The organism is Saccharothrix lopnurensis, from assembly GCF_042658445.1.
GTDB lineage: Bacteria > Actinomycetota > Actinomycetes > Mycobacteriales > Pseudonocardiaceae > Actinosynnema > Actinosynnema lopnurensis.
Genome location: NZ_JBHSQO010000016.1, coordinates 25027 through 41621 on the forward strand (window position 1 = coordinate 25027; position 16595 = coordinate 41621).

Genomic DNA, 16595 nt, shown 5'->3' on the forward strand with positions numbered 1-16595 from the left:
CGCGGTGAGCCGACCTGGCAGGGGTGGGGTCGGTGTGGTGATCACCGTATCGCCGGGGGATCGAGCGGCCATCGGGGATTACTCCCTGTAGATCCCGCATCCACTATGGGGTGGTATTCGTTCACTCCCTAGGGGATTAGGGGATGGCCTTGTGACCTACCCGTGACCCGTGTAGGGAGAGCCGTACTTCGATCGGGCGAGTGAAGGAGGCGTCGCGTTGCCGTACGTCCTCGGGGTCGACGTGGGCACCACGCGCACCGCGGCGGCCGTGTGCCGGCTGGGCGGCGGCGGGCGCGGCGAGCCCGAGCCGGTCGGCCTGGGCGGCCCCGGCGGCGGGGTGGCGACGACGGTGCAGCTCACCGCGGACGGCACGGTCCTCGTCGGCGAGCCCGGCGACCCCGCGTGGACGGCGACCGGGTTCGCCCGGCGGATCGGGGACCCGGTGCCGCTGGTGCTGGGCCACGAGCGGTGCACGCCCGAGGAGCTGACCGCGCTGCTGGTCAAGTGGGTCGTCAACCAGGTCGCCGCCCGCGAGGGCGAGCACCCGGCGCACGTCGTCGTCACCCACCCGCCCGGCTGGGGCGGGCACGCCAAGGGGCTGCTGCACCGGGCGCTGCGGACCGCCGGCGTCGAGGCGTCCCTCGTGCCCGAACCGGTCGCGGCGGCCGAGAACCACGCGTTCAACCGGCCGTTCACCGGCACCCTCGGGGTGTTCGGCCTGGGTAGCCACGCGTTCTCCTCGGCCGTCGTCGGGAGCGGGTTCGAGCTGGTCGCCGCCGTCGAGGGCGTCGACCAGGACGCGGGCGCCGATTTCGACGACGCGGTGTTCGCGCACGTCCGCGCCTGCCTCGGGCGGGAGCTGGCCGAACCGGACGCCGAGGACCCGAGGGCCCGCGCGCTGTTCGCGCGGCTGCGGCGCGACTGCGAGGCCGCCAAGCGGCTGCTCTCGGGCACCGCGGAGACCTCGATCCCGGTGCACCTGCCGTCCGGGCGGGTGGACGTGCCGCTGACCAGGGCCCGGTTCGAGGAGCTGATCCGGCCGGCGGTCGAGCACGCCGCCGCGCTGCACGCGCGCCTCGCCACCGGCGTGGGAACGACCGTGCTGGTCGGCGGCAGCGCCCGCATCCCGCTGGTCGCCGCGTCGCTGCCCGGCCCGGTGCTGGTGGAGGCCGCGCCGGAGACCTCGGTGGTCAAGGGCGCGGCGCTCGCGGCCCGCCGGCTGGTCGTCGGGCCCGGGTCGGAACCCGAGCCCATCGAGACCTCCGTGATGCTGCGCGACGACGACCCGCTGCTGCGCTTCCCCGTCGGCGGCGCCGACCCGGCCGACGTCGAGTTCACCCCGCCGCCGCCCCGGCCGCCCGTCGACATCCCCCCGCTGGAGCTGCCCGAGCGGCGCTCGGTGAAGCGCGTCGTGCGCGGCCTCGCCCCGATCGGCGGCCACCGCCGCACCCGCAACCACGAGGACGGTCGTTGAACCAGGCCATGATGTCGCCACCGCTGCTGTCCGGGCAGGTCAAGGGGGTGCTGGAGGAGATCGCGTCCGGCGTCGCCGTGCGGCTCGGCGTCGTCGCCCCCGGCGGGTACGGCAAGAGCGCGGTGCTGCGGGAGTTCGCGCGGGCGTTCGAGGACGCGGGCGTGGAGGCGGTCGTCGTGGACGACGCGCACCTGCTGCCCGAGGGCGAGCTGCTGGAGCTGCGCGCCGCGGTCGAGCGGGGCGACCGGCCGGTCGTCGTGGCCCACCGGCCGTGGCCGAGGCCGCGGGCGCTGGCGGCGCTGGCCGAGTCGCTGGGGCGGGTCCGGCCCGCGCTGATGCCCGAACCGCTCACGCGCGACGAGGTGCGGGCCGTGCTGCCCGCGCCCGCGCGGGGGCTGGCGGAGTTCGTGCACCGGCAGACCGGCGGCGTGCCGAGGTTCGTGGCGCGGTTGTCCGGGCTCACCGCGCCCGAGGTGCCCGCCGAGGTGATCGCCTCGTTCCGGGCGGACCTGGACTGGCTCGAACCGGACGTGCGGAAGTTCCTGCTGGCCGCCGAGGCCGGGGCCGCGCTGCGGCTGGACCTGCTCGGCGGGCTGCTCGGCCTGGACGGCGACGCGGTCGGCGACGTCATCGAGGCGGCCCGCGCCACCGGCCTGCTCGGGCCCGACGGGGCGCTGCTGCCGATCGCGCGCGCCGCCGTGGCCGCGCTGAGCCGGACCGATCGGCGCATCGCCGTGCGGCAGCGGCTGGCCGAGCTGCAACTGCGCTCCGGCGGCCCGGTGCTGGAGCTGGTGCGCCCCCTGGTCGGGGTCGCGGGCCCGGAGATGGCGGAGGCGTTCCAGGCGGCGGCGGTCGAGGCGCTGCCGTCCGACCCGGCGCTGGCGGCCCGGCTGCTGGCCGCCGTGGGCACGCCCACCGCCGAGGTCGCGGTGCGGCGGGCGGTGGCCTCGGCCATGGCCGGCGACCTCGACGCGGCGCTGCGGCTGGCCGACCAGGTGATCGCCGGGGATTCGGCGCACCGGGGCGCGGCCGCCGAGGTGGCCGCCATCGCGCTGGCGCACCGGGGGCAGCTTGCCCGCAGCACCGAGCTGCACCGGTGGTCCCCGAGCGCCACCTCCGGCGCGTTCGCGGTGATCGGGCAGGTCGGCACGGGGAGGCTGCCGTCCGCCGCGCTGCCGCCCGCCCCGCCGACGATGCTCGACGGCGCGGCCTCGCTGATGGCGCAGGGGGTGGTGGAGTCGGTCACCGGGCCGGCCACGTCGGCGCTGTCCACCCTGGTGCGCGCGACCGGGCTGCTGGAGCCGGCCGGGCGGTCGGTGCTGCTGCCGGACACGCCCGCCGCGCTGGCCGCGCTGGTGGCGCTGCACGGCGGTGAGCTGCCGGTGGCGGAGTCGGTGCTGGACCGGGCGGTGGCGACGTCGCTGGGCGGGGCGCTGATGGTCGTGCGGCACCGGTTGTTGCGGGCGTGGGCCGCGATGCTGCGCGGGAACCTCGGCTCGGCGCGCGAGGCGCTGCTGGCGCTGCGCCGGGCCGGGCGGCCGCTGGAGGCGCGGGACTGGCTGTTCGCGGTGGCGCTGGAGGTCGGGATCGCGCGGCGCGACAGCGACCTGGCGACGTTGAAGCGCACCTGGGAGCAGGCGTGCGAGGCCGTGCTGCGGCACCCGGTCGACCTGTTCGCGTTCCTGCCGCTGGGCGAGTTCGCGGCGGCGGCGGCGCGGCTGCGCGACCAGCACCGGCTGGCCCACCACCTGGGCGCGGCGCGGAACCTGTTGCGGGAGCTGGGTGATCCGCCGCTGTGGGCGGTGCCGCTGCACTGGAGCGCGCTGCACGCGGCGATCATCGCGGAGGAGACGTCGGTGGCCGAGGAGCACGCGGCGTCGCTGGCGGCGTGCGCGTCGCGGAGCCGGTACGCGGCGGTGGTGTCGGCGGCGGCGGAGAGCTGGCTGGACGTGCTGGCGGGCAAGGTCGACGCGGACCGGGTCGAGGGGGCGGCGCGGGGGTTGCACGCGGTGGGGCAGTGGTGGGACGCGTCGCGGTTGGCGGGGCAGGCGGCGATCCGGACGTCCGACCGGCAGGCGATGGTGCGGCTGCTGGACTGCGCGCGGTTGTTGCAGGGGCGGGTCGCGGGGTCCGGTGGTGGTGCGGGGGCCGGTGCGGGGCCGGGGGCCGGGTCGGGGCGCAAGCAGTCGGAACCGGTGGCCGAGTCGGACGCGGGCAAGCTCAGCGACCGGGAGCGCGAGGTGGCGGAGCTGGTCGTGGGCGGGTTGACGTACAAGCAGGTGGGCGACCGGCTGTTCATCTCGGCGAAGACGGTCGAGCACCACGTGGCGCGGATGAGGCAGCGGCTCGGGTGCGGGAGCCGGGCGGAGCTGCTGGAACAACTCCGCCAGATCGTCGGCTGAGGGGCTGCCCGCCATCCCGCCGCGGGGCCGCCGTCCCACTGCCGGCCCGCCACCCGCCGCCGCCCTGCCGCCGCCCCGCCATCCCGCCATCGGCCCGCCATCCATCCCCCCAGCCGGCCACCTGGTCGGTTGATCACTCTAAAGTGATCTTGCGCCATTCGAACAACGGTTCGAACATGGAGTCATGCGAACTCCACCCAGCCTCCACTCCACCACCTCCCACCTGCCGATCCTCGGCTCCGCGACTTTCTCGTCCCCACCTCATTGCTCAAGCGTGCTAAATTTTGCTCATGCGAGCAAAGTCGCTGACCGAGCAGGCCCGTCGAGCGCAGATCGTGGACGCTGCGATCGCCACGCTGGCCGAGCTGGGCTACGGGGCGACGTCGTTCAAGCAGATCGCCGCCCGCGCCGGCCTCAGCAGCACGGGCCTGATCTCGTACCACTTCAAGGGCAAGCAGGAGCTGGTCGACGAGGTCTACGCCGAGGTGCACCGCCGGTTCACCGCGTTCGTGCTGGACCGGGTGGACCGGTCGGGCACCGCGCTGGGCGAGCTGGAGGCGTTCCTCCGGGCCAACCTGCGGTTCATGGCGGCGCACCGGGCCGACACGGTGGCGCTGCTCCAGGTCCGGCCGCACGTCTCCGCCGCGGACAACGCCGACGACGACCACCGCAAGATGGCCGACCTCCTCCGGGAGGGCCGGTCGGCGGGGGAGTTCCGGGAGTTCGACGCGGACGCGATGGCGATCTTCGTCCTGGCCCTGCGCAACGGGGTGCTCGCACGGGCGGCCGATCACGCGGAGGTCGACCTCGACCTCTGTGAACGCGAGCTGATCACCCTGGTGGGGCTCGCCGTGACGAGGGGGTAGGCACATGCGTCGGGGGACGTTGGTCTTGACCGCCGCACTGCTGGCGACGGCGTGCGGCGGCGACGGGGGAGCGCGAGCGGGAGGCGATGTGGTGCGGGCCGATGTGGTGCGGGTCGAGACCGGGGAGGTCCGGGGCACCGCGCACGCCGACCGCGTGGTCTTCCAGGGCATCCCGTACGCCGCGCCGCCGGAGGGGGAGCTCCGGTGGCGGGCACCGGGGCTCCCGCTGCCCTGGGGCGGGGTCCGGGACGCGACCAGGCCGGGCAACCCGTGCCCGCAGGTGGGATCGTCCTATTCGGACACTGCGGCGACGGACGAGGACTGCCTGTTCCTCAACGTCACCACCCCGGGCACCGAGGGCAGCCGGCCGGTCCTGGTGTGGGTGCACGGTGACGGCGCGGTCGGCGCGGGCCACCACTTCGACGCCCGCGCCCTGGCGACCCGGGGCGACGTGGTGGTGGTGACGCTGAACTACCGGCTCGGCGTGTTCGGCGGCTTCGGGCTGCCGGGCCTGGAGGGTTCGGGCACGTTCGGCCTCCAGGACCAGCGGGCCGCGCTGGAGTGGGTGCGGCGCAACGCCGGGAGCTTTGGCGGGGACCCGGGCAACGTCACGCTGTTCGGCGTCTCCTACGGTGCTACCTCGATCGCGGCGCACCTGGTCTCGCCGAAGTCGCGCGGCCTGTTCGACAAGGCCGTGATGCACAGCGGTTTCGCGCTGGCCGACCTGCCCGCCGAGACCTGGTACCCGGAGCTGCCCGCGCTGCCGTGGCTGGGCTGGCGCGACACCGCCGAGGTCCAGGCCGCCGGGCAGGTCGTGGCCGGGGAACTGGGCTGCGCGGACATCGCCTGCCTGCGCGGGCTGCCCGCGGCCCGGGTGGTCGGGCACCCGATGGTGATGAACATCTTCCAGCCCTACGGCTACGGCAACCCCGACCTGCCCGTGGTGCCCGCCGAGGCGCTGGGGGCCGGCGGGTTCGCGCGGGTCCCGGTGCTGACGGGCACCACGCGGGACGAGCACCGCGGCATCGTGGCGACCTTCCGCGGCGAGGTCGGGGCCGAGGACTACCCGCGGCTGCTCGCGCTCGCCTTCGGCGACCGGGCCGCCGAGGTGGAGCGGGAGTACCCGCTCCACGCGTTCGACGACGCGACCCGGGCGTGGGCGACCGTGCTCACGGACCGGGTGTGGGCGAGACCGGCGTTCCGGCAGCACCGGCTGCTGGCCGCGCACACGCCGACGTTCGCGTTCGAGTTCGCCGACCCGGCGGCCTCGGAACTGGGCGCGAGCCACAGCACGGACATCGGGTACCTGTTCCCGGACGAGGAGTTGACCGGTGGTCAACGCGAACTGTCGGAGGTGATGATCGAGTACTGGTCCAACTTCGCCCGCACCGGCGACCCGAACGGCGACGGCCTGCCGGCGTGGCCCGGCTTCGCCGAGGGCGAGCACGTGCAGACGCTCGCGCCGGGCGCGATCACCGGTGTTGACTTCCGGGCGGCGCACCGGCTCGACTTCTGGGAGGACGAGTAGGCGGACCGGGCGGGCTCCCACCCGTTCCGGGGCCGGCCGGCCGGTCCGGAGCGGGGCGGTCCGGGACGGGGTCAGTCGCGCCGGCTCGCGTGCAGCAGGACCAGGCCGATGCCCGCGATGACGAAGTTCTGGAAGGCGGGCGTCAGCCCGTTCCACTCCTTGGACTGCCACATGGCGAACCATTCGCCGCCGATGGCGATGAACCCGGCGCCGAACAGCAGCGCCTGCATGACCCAACCGGTGGACGACAGCCGCCGCGCCAGGTCCTCCCGGCGCCGCAGCCAGGACACCAGGGCCGCGATCAGCACCAGGGCGGTCACCGCTTCCCACAGGATGATCAGCACGTAGGCGGTGGTCACCAGGGTCGGGTTGGTGATGGCGCGCCACGAGGTGTTGGGCGAGCCGAACGTGGTGTCCATCGCGAGCACGTGCCGCACGAACGCGTGGTTGGTCTCGTAGTCGGTGATGTTGCCGAACACCACGAGAGCCATGTAGAGCGCGGTGACGCCGGTCAGCGCCGCGATCGCGGTCTGCGGGCTCCCCACCCGGGCGAGAAAACGCATGTAGCGCAACATAGCCAGAATCCGCCGGAAGTCCACGGGGTTGTCGGCGGACGACCCGCTACCCGCCACCCGCCGCCTGGTGCCCGCCGCAGCTCCCGCCCGCCGCTGGCCGCCCGCCGCTGGCTGCTGACTCACCGCCCGGCAGCCCGCCTCACCGCCCGGCAGCCCGCCTCACCGCCCGGCAGCCCGCCTCACCGCCCGGCAGCCCGCCTCACCGCCCGCCCCCCGCAGTCAGCCGTCCGGAAACCGGCCCGCCGGTCGTCTGCCACCCGCCACCCAAGCCCGGTCCTCGCCAAGCCCGGTCCTCGCCCAAGCCCTGCCCTCACCCGAGCCCGGTCCTCCCCGTCCCCCGAGCCCTGCCCCACCCGCCGGCGGGACACCACTCCCCACCCAGCGCGAGCCGCCCACCCCGATCCCGCGAGAGCATCACGAGCAGGGCGGCTCGTACTCCAACTGCGGCAGGTGCTCGCGCCACAGCTCCTCGGTCAGCGTCCCCCGGGTCTTGGCGCAGATCCGCTGGATCACGTGGTCGAGCGAGAGGTCCCACAACCGCACCGTGCCGTCCGTGCTGGCGGACGCTATCGTGGTGGCCCGACCCGGGCCGAACGCGATGCCGCGCAGCGGACCCTCGTGCCCGCCCAGCACGTCCCCGAGCGACGAGGGCCGCTGGGGGTTGCGCACGTCCCACAGCCGGATCGTGCGGTCCTCGCCCCCGGCGGCCAGGTACTGCCCGTCGGCGCTGAAGTCGACCGTGACCGCGCCCTCGACGTGCCCGGTGAGCGGCACGCCGATCGGCTTGACCCGGTTCGGCGTGCCCAGGTCCCACAGCCTGATGGTCTTGTCGTCGCTGGCGGTGGCCAGCACCTTCCCGTCCGGGCTGACGTCGCCCGCGCGCACCGCGCCGCTGTGCCCGCGCAGCGGCTGCCCGATCGGCTGGGCGGCGTCCGGGTCGGTGGCGTTCCACAGCCGCACGGTCTGGTCCGCGCCGCCGGTGATGAGCGTCCGGCCGTTCCGGGTGAACCCGGCGTAGTAGACGTAGCCCTCGTGGCCGACGAGCGGGTCCCCGAGGCGTTCGGGGTGCTCGCGGTCGCTGATGTCCCACAGCTGCACGGACTCGTCGTCGTGCCCGGTCACCAGCACCTCCCCGTCCGGGCGCAGCGCCACCGGCGAGCTGTACCGGGTGCCGACCTCGATCGGGCCGCCCAGCGGCCGGGGCCGGTCGGGGTCGGTGAGGTCCCACAGCCGCACGACCTTGTCGCTCGCGCTGACCAGCGTCCGCCCGTCGTCGCTCAGCGCCAGCGCCCACACGGCCGCGCCGTGCCGGACGGCGGCGGTGGCGCGTGGCGAGCCCGGCTCCCGGACGTCCCACACCCGGATCACCTCGTCCTCGGCGGCCGTCACCAGCCGCCGGCCGTCCGGGGTGAACCGGGGGTCGGTGGTGCCGGCGGAGTGCCCGACCAGCACCCCGCCCGGCATCGACCACAGCCGCACGGCCGAGTCGTGGCTGCCGGTGGCCAGCGTGCGGCCGTCGGGGCTGAAGCCGACCGCGTACACGGTGCCGTTGCGGCCGGTCAGGGGCGGACCCAGGGAGCGCGGGCGGGCCGGGTCGGTGATGTTCCACAGCCGGGTGGTGCCGTCGGCGCCGGAGGAGGCCAGCACCCGGCCGCCGGGGGCGAAGCCGACCGACCACACGCCGCCGGTGTGGCCGGGGAGCGGGCGCCCGAGCGGGGTCGGGGCGGTCGGGTCGGTCACGTCGAACAGCCGCACGGTCCAGTCCTCGCTGCCCGCCGCCAGCACCCGGCCGTCGGGGCTGAACGCGACGGAGTGCACGTCGTCGTCGAACCCGGTGATCGGCGTGCCGAGCAGCCGGGGCGCGGTGCGGTCCCGCACGTCGAACAGCGCGATCGCGTCGTCGTCGCCCGCGGTGGCCAGGAGGGTCCCGTCGGGGCTGAACATGACCGAGCGCACCTGCCCGGTGTGCGCGCGCAGCGGCTCGCCCAGCCGCTCGGGGTGCGCCGGGTCGGTCACGTCCCAGAGCTGCGCGGTGTGGTCGGCGTTGGCGGTGACCAGCGTCCTGGAGTCCGGGGTGAACGCCAGCAGGTAGATGGTGTCGTGGTCGCGGCCCAGCGGCTCGCCCAGGGAGCGCGGCCGGGCCGGGTCGCTGACGTCCCACAGCAGCAGGGTGCGGTCGTTGCCTGCGGTGGCGAGGGTCTTGCCGTCCGGGCTGAACACGGCCGACGACACCCAGCTGCGGTGCCCCGGCAGCGGCGAGCCGAGCGGCCGGGGGTGATCGGGGTCGCGCAGGTCCCACAGCCGCACGGTCTGGTCGTAGCTGGCCGTGGCGAGCGTCCTGCCGTCGGGGGAGAACGACGTCAGGTACACCGGGCCGGTGTGCCCGGTGAGCACCGTGGCCAGCGGCGCGGTCTGCGTGGACAGCAGGCGGGTGCGCACCTCGGCGTCGTCCGGGCGCATCCGGTGGGCGGCCAGGTCGAACAGCGCCGACAGCGACGGGTCGCTCTCCTCCAACCGGTCGGCCTCGGCCACGACCTGCCGGAACACCGCGTCGTCGCGCTGCCGCACGGCCACCACGGCGGCGGTGGCGGCGATGAGCGCGAGCACGACGACGAACGCGACCGCCGCGCGCACCGCCCACGCGGCCCGCCTGCGGTGCTGCGTGGACACGGCGAGGAAGTCCCGGGCGGTGCCGGTGAGCCCGCCGGGTCCGGCGGCGCCCGCCCAGTGCCGGGCGGTCTCCAGCCGCGCGCCCCGGTAGAGCAGGGACGAGTCGCGGTCCTGCGCCGCCCACGCCGCCGCGTCCTCCTCCAGCCGCTGCCGCAGCAGCTGGCCCTCGCGGTCCTGGTCGATCCAGCCGCGCAGCCGCGGCCACGCCTGGAGCAGCGCCTCGTGGGTGAGCTCCACCGAGCCCGCGTCGAGGGTGACCAGGCGGGCGCGGGCCAGCGTCTCCAGCGCCTGCTCGCCCGCGGTCCGGTTGGCGGTCTGCTCGACCAGCTCGTGCCGGGTGGAGCGGCGGCGCGTGTCCTGGGTGTCCTCACCGACGCGGACCAGGCGCAGCAGCAGCGGCCGGGCGGCCTGTTGGGCCTCGGGCGCCAGGTCGGCCCACGCGCGTTCGGCGGTGGCCGCGACCGCGCCCTGGATGCCGCCCGCCGACCGGTAGCCCGCGATGGTCAGCTTGCCCGCCTGCCGCCGCTGCCAGGTGGCCAGCAGGGCGTGGGAGAGCAGCGGCAGCGCGCCCGCGTCGTAGGCGTCCTGGCGGGTGCGCGACGGCGACCGGTTGCTGCGCACGCCCAGGTCGCGCAGCATCAGCTCGACCAGGCCCGGCTCCAGTTGCAGCCCCGCCGCCCTCGCCGGCCGCGACACCGCCTCGCGCAGCTCGGCCGAGGTCATCGGGCCCAGCACCATCTGCCGGTCCTGGAGCGCGTCGGCCAGCTCCGGGAACGCCAGGCAGCGGCCGTAGAAGTCGGCCCGCACGCCCACCAGCACCAGCGCGGCCGGCTCGCCGCCGGGGACCGCGGGCGTGCTCGCCACGTGCAGCGCCTGCACGAACACCCGCACCCGGTTCTCGTCCCGCGTGAGCGTGAACGCCTCCTCGAACTGGTCGACCACCACCACGACCCGGTCGCCGCCGTGCCGCGCGGCGTACGCGGCGAACGCGGCCCGGATCTGCCCGGCGAACCGCATCACCCCCAGCAGCGTCTGCCCCAGGAACGTGTCCGGGGCCGGTCCGCCCGCCCCCGGGTCCCGCTCCACCCGGCCCGGGCCGAGCGCCAGGGCCAGCACGTCGGCCAGCTCCGGGACCTGCCGGACGAGTTCCCCGATCGGGTCCGCGCCGGGCGTGACGACCACCGCGGGCCATTTACCGGAACCGTCCACGGCCAACTCGCCCGAGCGCACCGCCGGAATGACGCCCGCGCGCACCAGTGACGATTTCCCGGCGCCCGAAGCGCCGACCAGCATCACGATTCCACCGGATTCCGCGGCGTTGCCCAACCGCGACACCAATGCGGCGGTGCTGCGTTCCCGGCCGAAGAACCAACTCGAATCCTCGGACTGGAACGCGGCCAGTCCCCGGTAGGGGCACACGCCGATCTCGTCGGAGCTGGGCGGCTCCTCGTCCTCGGTCGGCGACGCCGGGCTGGCCAGCGCCTCCTCCCACAGCGCCCGCCACGCGTCGAGGTCGTACAGGTCGGGCGCGGGCGGCTGCGGGCGGATCTTGCGCGCCTCCCCGATGAGGATCTCCAGGACTACCGAGAGTGCCGAGAACCGCGCCGGCACGTTGCGCCCGCGACGCCAGTCGCTGACCCGCTGGGCGCTCGCCCGGACCGGCCTGCCCCGCTCGTCGGTGCGCCTGGCCCGGCCCACCGACTCGGTCACCCGCTTGAGCGGCGGGTCACCCGCCTCGGCGTAGAGCAGGGCGAACCGCTCCGCGAACAGGGCCCGGGGACCCGAACCCCGGCCGGAAGCAGTCATCCGCGGCGAGCCTCCTCGGGCCGTTCTTCCGGACCGGAAAACCGGTGTGAGCGCGTGAACAGGTCTTTTGTGGACCGGTGGAGCAGCAGGCGGTCCACCCTAACCAGTTCCGGTGCCAAGCTGGCCCGGACGTTGCCGGTGACGTCACGGATGTGGTGCGGAGGTACCGGTCGAAGTGGTTCTGCAGGCAACCGACGCCCCTGGCGGCGCGGCCCCGGTTGAGGAGTCCTGGGGGTCTTCTCAACGGTGCGCGCCCAGCGGCCGCGGTCGGTGGAACGGCGCGGCGACCCGCCATGCCGACCGCGGTTGACGGCGATCCGACCGGCGCGCCGCCGGTCACGGCCCGTGAGGACCGGGGACTCCCCGGTGAAGCACGGGTCTGCCCGATCCTGCGGACCGCCGCCGACGCCCACGGCCGGGACCGGGCCGAGGTGAGGCTGGACCTGCTCGCCCGACTGGTCACCCCGCCGCGCGGCTGACCGCGTCCCTCCTCCCGGTCCGACCGGGCGGACGCGCACCGCGCGGTTCGGCTCGGCCCGGCAACCCGATGTCGCTTTTCCGCCGGCCAACGGCCCGCCGTTGACGGATGCTGGTGCGGTGCACGAAGACGCGGAACGCTGTGCCCGAGCCGTCCGGTCCAAGGATTCCCGGTTCGACGGCTGGTTCTTCACGGCGGTGCTCACCACCGGTGTCTATTGTCGGCCGAGTTGTCCGGTGGCGCCGCCCAAGGTCGAGAACATGCGCTTCTACCCGAGTGCCGCGGCGGCGCAACAAGCGGGATTCCGGGCGTGCAAGAGGTGCCACCCCGACGCCTCTCCCGGCTCGCCGCTGTGGAGCCACCGCGCGGACGCCGTGGCCAAGGCGATGCGGATGATCGCCGACGGCGTGGTCGACCGCGCGGGCGTGCCCGGCCTGGCCCGCGCCCTCGGCTACAGCGTCCGCCAGCTCGAACGGCTGCTGCTCGCCGAGCTGGGCGCGGGACCCCTGGCGCTGGCCAGGGCGCAGCGCGCGCAGACCGCCCGGCTGCTCGTCGAGACCACCTCGCTGCCGATGGCCGAGGTCGCGGCGGCCTCCGGGTTCGCCAGCGTGCGCGCGTTCAACGAGACGGTGCGCGAGGTCTTCGCCCTGTCGCCGACCGACCTGCGCGCCCGCCGGGGCCCCGCCCCGGACACGCCCGGCGTGCTGTCGCTGCGGCTGCCCTTCCGGGCGCCGCTGTGCCCGGACAACCTGTTCGGCCACCTGGCCGCGACCGGCGTGCCCGGCGTGGAGGAGTGGCGCGACGGCGCGTACCGGCGCACGCTGCGCCTGCCGCACGGGCACGGCGTGGTCTCGCTGAGCCCGCGACCGGACCACGTGGCGTGCCGGCTGTCGCTGAGCGACCTGCGCGACCTGTCGATCGCCATCGCCCGCTGCCGCCGGCTGCTGGACCTCGACGCCGACCCGGTCGCGGTCGACGAACAGCTGGGCGCCGACCCGCTGCTGGCGCCCCTGGTCGCCCGCGCCCCTGGTCGCCGCGTGCCCGGCACGGTCGACGCCGACGAGTTCGCCGTGCGGGCCCTGCTGGGGCAGCAGGTCTCCACCGCCGCCGCCCGCACCCACGCGGCCCGGCTGGTCCGGGCGGTGGGCGACCCGGTCGAGGACGTCGGCCTCACCCACCTGTTCCCCACCCCCGGGGCGCTGGCCGAGCTGGACCCGGCCGTGCTCGCCGTGCCGGGGTCGCGCCGCACCGCGTTCCGGGCCCTGGTCACCGCCCTGGCCGACGGCTCGCTCGACCTGGGCGTCGGCGCCGACCGGGACCGCGCCCGCGCGGACCTGCTCGCGCTGCCCGGCTTCGGGCCGTGGACCGTCGAGGTGATCGCCATGCGCGCGCTGGGCGACCCCGACGCGTTCATCCCCACCGACCTGGGCATCCGGGTCGCCGCCCGCGACCTCGGACTGCCCGGCACCCCCGCCGCCCTCGTGCGGCGGGCTCGGGCGTGGCGCCCCTGGCGGGCCTACGCCGTCCAGCACCTCTGGGCGACCGGTGACCACGCGGTCAACCGGATGCCCGCGTGACAGGAGGAGATCGATGACCCACACCGTGGTCGACAGCCCCGTCGGCCCGCTGACGCTGGTCGCGCACCGCGACGCGCTGTCCGGCGTCTACATGACCGACCAGCGGCACCGGCCGGCGCAGGAGACGTTCGGCCCGGAGGACCCCGCGCCCTTCGGCCGGGCGATCGGGCAGCTGGCGGAGTACTTCGCCGGTGAGCGCACGGTGTTCGACCTGGAGCTGGACCTGATCGGCACGCCGTTCCAGCGGACGGTGTGGCAGGCGCTGTGCGGGATCCCCTACGGGGAGACCGTGTCGTACGGGGAGCTGGCGGCGCTGCTCGGCCGGCCGTCGGCGGCGCGCGCGGTCGGGTTGGCCAACGGGAAGAACCCGGTCGGCATCGTGGTGCCGTGCCACCGCGTCGTCGGTTCGACCGGCGGCCTCACCGGGTACGGCGGCGGGCTGGCGCGCAAGCGGCAGCTGCTCGACTTCGAGCGCGGCGCGGAGGAGGACCGACTGCCGCTCTGAGCCGGGCAGGCCGGCCCTTCTGCGGGTGGGGCGGCCTCCCAGGTGGGGCCGCCCCTCTCCACGTAGGGCCACCCCTTTCCACGTAGGGCCACCCCTTTCCCCAAGCGGGCCACCCTCTCCAGCCCTGCGCCGACAACAAAGTTTGTCTTGACAACTCAAGTTGTCGGTGCGAGGGTTCCCCCATGCTTGACGTGGCAGTGATCGAGGACCCGGCGACCGCCGAGGTCACGCTGGACCCGGTACGGGTGAGGCTGCTGGCCGAACTCGTCGAACCGGGTTCGGCCACCACGCTGGCGGCCAAGGTGGGGCTGCCGCGGCAGAAGGTCAACTACCACCTGCGCACACTGGAGCAGCACGGCCTGGTCGAACTGGCCGAGGAACGCCGCAGGGGCAACATGACCGAGCGGGTCATGCGCGCCACCGCCGCGTCCTACGTCATCTCGCCCGTCGCGCTGGCCGCCGTGCAGCCCGATCCCGCGCGCTCACCCGACCGGCTGTCCGCGCGCTGGCTGCTGGCCGTCGCCGCCCGCACGGTCCGCGACGTCGGACACCTCATCACCGGCGCGACCAAGGCGGGGAAGCGGGTCGCCACCTTCGCGCTCGACGGCGAGGTCCGCTTCGCCTCCGCGGCCGAACGCGCGGCGTTCGCCGAGGAACTCGCGGCCGCCGTCACCGGCCTGGTCGCCAAGTACCACGACGAGTCGGCGGAGGGCGGGCGCGCGCACCGCGTCGTCGTCGCCGTCCACCCCGGCATCCCCCAGGAGTGACGATGGGCCACGCGTTCGAGAGTTCCGACGAGGTCGAGCTGGCCGACGTGACGCCGGAGCAGGTCTGGGAGGCGATCGCCACCGGACCCGGCCTGGACTCCTGGTTCATGGGCGGCAACGAGGTCGAGCCCGGCACCGCGGTGCGGCAGGCGTTCGGCGGGTACGAGCCCAGCCACCCCGTCACCGCCTGGGAACCGGGCAAGCGCCTCGCCTACGGCGGCGACCAGGCCCCCGACGGCCGGTTCATCGCCTACGAGTTCCTGATCGAGGGGCGCGACCGGGGCAGCACCGTGCTGCGCATGGTCACCAGCGGCTTCCTGCCCGGCGACGACTGGGCGGACGAGTTCGAGGCCATGGGGGTCGGCGGCGAGATGTTCCGGTGGACGCTCGTCACCTACCTGCGCCACTTCACCGGCCGCACCGCCCGCCCGGTCACCGCCTTCGGCCCGCCGGTCGACGACTGGCCCGCGACGTGGACCGGCCTGGGCCGCCGCCTCGGCCTGGACCGCGCGCCGCGCACCGGGGACGAGGTCACCCTCGACGGTGTCCCCGGCACCGTGTACTTCGCCAACTCCCAGACCGCGGGCGTCCGCACGTCCGACGCGATGTACCGGTTCTTCCGCGGCCGGCCCGGCGGGTTGGTCGCCATGCACCACGTGTTCGCCGGGGACGACCGCGACGAGCGCGCCTGGGCGGACTGGTTGACCGACCTGTCCTGACCGCGCGCCATGCCCCTTGGACACGTCCGGGGGACGCTGGTCGAACGCGCGCCGGCCGGCCCTGCTCGTGCTCGCCGGCCGTGCTCGTGCTCGCCGGCCGTGCGCGCCCGCCGGTCGAGCCCGCGCCCGCCGAGCCCGCACCCATCAGCCAAGCCCGCGCCCGCCGGTCATCGCGCCGGCAGGCGTGTCGTCGCCCGCTCCGGCCCCAGTCCCGGGCGCCGGGTCCCCCTTCGTGGTCCGCTCGTGGTCCGCGAGACCGCACCCCGACCAGCTTGAGGAGAACCGAGCAAGATGACGCACGTCGTGTCCGCGGACGGCACCAGGATCGCGTACAGCAGGACCGGGTCGGGCCCGGCGCTGATCATCGTGGACGGCGCCATGTGCTACCGCGAGTTCGGCCCGGCCACCGAGCTGGCGAAGGCCCTGTCGTCCGACTTCACCGTCTACACCTACGACCGGCGGGGCCGGGGCGAGAGCGGTGACGCGGGGCCGTACGACGTCGGGCGCGAGGTCGAGGACATCGCCGCGCTGATCGAGGAGGCCGGCGGCACCGCCCACCTGTTCGGCATGTCGTCGGGCGGGACGCTGGTGGCCGAGGCGGTCCACCGCGGCGTCGCGGCGGAGCGGGTGGCGATCTACGAGTCGCCCATGATCATCGACGACACCCACCGGCCGATGGAACCCGACTTCCCGGCGCGGGTGGCCCAGGCCATCGCGGAGGAGCGCCGGGGCGACGCCGTGAAGCTGTTCATGCGCTACGTCGGCACGCCCGGGTTCTTCGTCGTGGCGCTCCAGCTCATGCCGCCGTGGAAGAAGCTCAAGGGGGTGGCCCACACGCTGCCGAACGACCTGGCCGTGGTGGGCGAGTACCAGCACGGCACCCCGCCGCCCGCGGGGCGGTGGTCGGGGGCGGCGGTGCCCGCGCTGGTGATCGCGGGCGGGAAGAGCCCGGAGTACATGCGCAACGCCCAGCGGTACCTGGCTTCGGCGCTGCCGAAGGGCGAGCTGGTCGTCCTACCGGGACAGACGCACATGGTGAAGGCCAAGGTCACGGCCCCGGTGCTGACCGGCTTCTTCACCGGCTGACCGTCCCCACCGGCCCCTGGTCACCGCGCCGCTCGGCTCATCCTCGGCCCGCTGCTCGGCTCATCCTCGGCTCACCTCGCGGCGACAGCCCGTCCTCCGCAACCCGCTCCCCGCACCCGTCCACCCCCACCCAACTCGACCA

Annotated in this window: 12 protein-coding genes; 10 read left to right on the forward strand and 2 right to left on the reverse strand. The window is 75.2% G+C overall.

Translation table 11 applies throughout. The annotated features are described in order from the left end of the window. The first annotated feature begins 217 nt into the window (after window positions 1-217). The 4 genes from ACFP3R_RS17595 (at window position 218) to ACFP3R_RS17610 (ending at window position 6270) form a co-directional block, all read left to right on the forward strand. The gene (locus ACFP3R_RS17595; RefSeq protein WP_380637300.1) at window positions 218-1474 is read left to right on the forward strand and encodes an Hsp70 family protein; all 1257 of its coding nucleotides are present in this window, start codon (window positions 218-220) and stop codon (window positions 1472-1474) included. 8 nt (window positions 1475-1482) lie between these two features. After that, complete coding sequence (locus tag ACFP3R_RS17600) at window positions 1483-3876, forward strand: helix-turn-helix transcriptional regulator (protein ID WP_380637423.1); 2394 nt, start codon at window positions 1483-1485, stop codon at window positions 3874-3876. Between the two features lie 290 nt (window positions 3877-4166). Then, on the forward strand, window positions 4167-4742 hold the full coding sequence (locus ACFP3R_RS17605; protein WP_380637301.1) for a TetR/AcrR family transcriptional regulator: 576 nt from the start codon (window positions 4167-4169) through the stop codon (window positions 4740-4742). Window positions 4743-4767: 25 nt separating this feature from the next. Next, entirely contained in the window at window positions 4768-6270 is a 1503-nt protein-coding gene (locus tag ACFP3R_RS17610; RefSeq protein WP_380637302.1) for a carboxylesterase/lipase family protein, read from the forward strand. Between the two features lie 71 nt (window positions 6271-6341). Here the strand turns inward: ACFP3R_RS17610 and ACFP3R_RS17615 are convergent, their stop codons facing one another. Both ACFP3R_RS17615 and ACFP3R_RS17620 read right to left on the reverse strand, forming a co-directional pair. After that, complete coding sequence (locus tag ACFP3R_RS17615; RefSeq protein WP_380637303.1) at window positions 6342-6833, reverse strand: DUF2165 domain-containing protein; 492 nt, start codon at window positions 6831-6833, stop codon at window positions 6342-6344. Between the two features lie 426 nt (window positions 6834-7259). After that, the gene (locus tag ACFP3R_RS17620; protein ID WP_380637304.1) at window positions 7260-11321 is read right to left on the reverse strand and encodes an nSTAND1 domain-containing NTPase; all 4062 of its coding nucleotides are present in this window, start codon (window positions 11319-11321) and stop codon (window positions 7260-7262) included. 293 nt (window positions 11322-11614) lie between these two features. On the opposite strand from ACFP3R_RS17620, the gene ACFP3R_RS17625 reads away from it, so the two are divergent. The 6 genes from ACFP3R_RS17625 to ACFP3R_RS17650 all read left to right on the forward strand — a co-directional run bounded on the left by ACFP3R_RS17625 (window position 11615) and on the right by ACFP3R_RS17650 (window position 16453). Beyond that, window positions 11615-11800, forward strand: coding sequence for a hypothetical protein (locus tag ACFP3R_RS17625; protein ID WP_380637305.1), 186 nt, complete (start codon window positions 11615-11617; stop codon window positions 11798-11800). A gap of 118 nt (window positions 11801-11918) precedes the next feature. Further along, on the forward strand, window positions 11919-13376 hold the full coding sequence (locus ACFP3R_RS17630; RefSeq protein ID WP_380637306.1) for a DNA-3-methyladenine glycosylase 2 family protein: 1458 nt from the start codon (window positions 11919-11921) through the stop codon (window positions 13374-13376). Window positions 13377-13389: 13 nt separating this feature from the next. Then, window positions 13390-13881 (forward strand): methylated-DNA--[protein]-cysteine S-methyltransferase, encoded by a 492-nt coding sequence (locus tag ACFP3R_RS17635; RefSeq protein WP_380637307.1) that lies wholly within the window; start codon window positions 13390-13392, stop codon window positions 13879-13881. A 182-nt stretch (window positions 13882-14063) separates the two neighbouring features. After that, the gene (locus tag ACFP3R_RS17640) at window positions 14064-14648 is read left to right on the forward strand and encodes an ArsR/SmtB family transcription factor (RefSeq protein ID WP_380637308.1); all 585 of its coding nucleotides are present in this window, start codon (window positions 14064-14066) and stop codon (window positions 14646-14648) included. A gap of 2 nt (window positions 14649-14650) precedes the next feature. Further along, on the forward strand, window positions 14651-15367 hold the full coding sequence (locus tag ACFP3R_RS17645) for an SRPBCC family protein (protein WP_380637309.1): 717 nt from the start codon (window positions 14651-14653) through the stop codon (window positions 15365-15367). Window positions 15368-15658: 291 nt separating this feature from the next. After that, entirely contained in the window at window positions 15659-16453 is a 795-nt protein-coding gene (locus tag ACFP3R_RS17650; protein ID WP_380637310.1) for an alpha/beta fold hydrolase, read from the forward strand. The last annotated feature ends 142 nt before the right edge of the window (window positions 16454-16595 follow it).

What these genes read in the sequence shown, in the direction of transcription:
- ACFP3R_RS17650 (WP_380637310.1), top strand. Translation starts at nt 15,659, where the DNA reads ATGACGCACGTCGTGTCCGCGGACGGCACCAGGATCGCGTACAGCAGG.
- ACFP3R_RS17640 (WP_380637308.1), top strand. Translation starts at nt 14,064, where the DNA reads ATGCTTGACGTGGCAGTGATCGAGGACCCGGCGACCGCCGAGGTCACG.
- ACFP3R_RS17620 (WP_380637304.1), bottom strand. Translation starts at nt 11,321, where the DNA reads ATGACTGCTTCCGGCCGGGGTTCGGGTCCCCGGGCCCTGTTCGCGGAG.
- ACFP3R_RS17625 (WP_380637305.1), top strand. Translation starts at nt 11,615, where the DNA reads ATGCCGACCGCGGTTGACGGCGATCCGACCGGCGCGCCGCCGGTCACG.
- ACFP3R_RS17635 (WP_380637307.1), top strand. Translation starts at nt 13,390, where the DNA reads ATGACCCACACCGTGGTCGACAGCCCCGTCGGCCCGCTGACGCTGGTC.
- ACFP3R_RS17605 (WP_380637301.1), top strand. Translation starts at nt 4,167, where the DNA reads ATGCGAGCAAAGTCGCTGACCGAGCAGGCCCGTCGAGCGCAGATCGTG.
- ACFP3R_RS17615 (WP_380637303.1), bottom strand. Translation starts at nt 6,833, where the DNA reads ATGCGTTTTCTCGCCCGGGTGGGGAGCCCGCAGACCGCGATCGCGGCG.
- ACFP3R_RS17600 (WP_380637423.1), top strand. Translation starts at nt 1,483, where the DNA reads ATGATGTCGCCACCGCTGCTGTCCGGGCAGGTCAAGGGGGTGCTGGAG.
- ACFP3R_RS17645 (WP_380637309.1), top strand. Translation starts at nt 14,651, where the DNA reads ATGGGCCACGCGTTCGAGAGTTCCGACGAGGTCGAGCTGGCCGACGTG.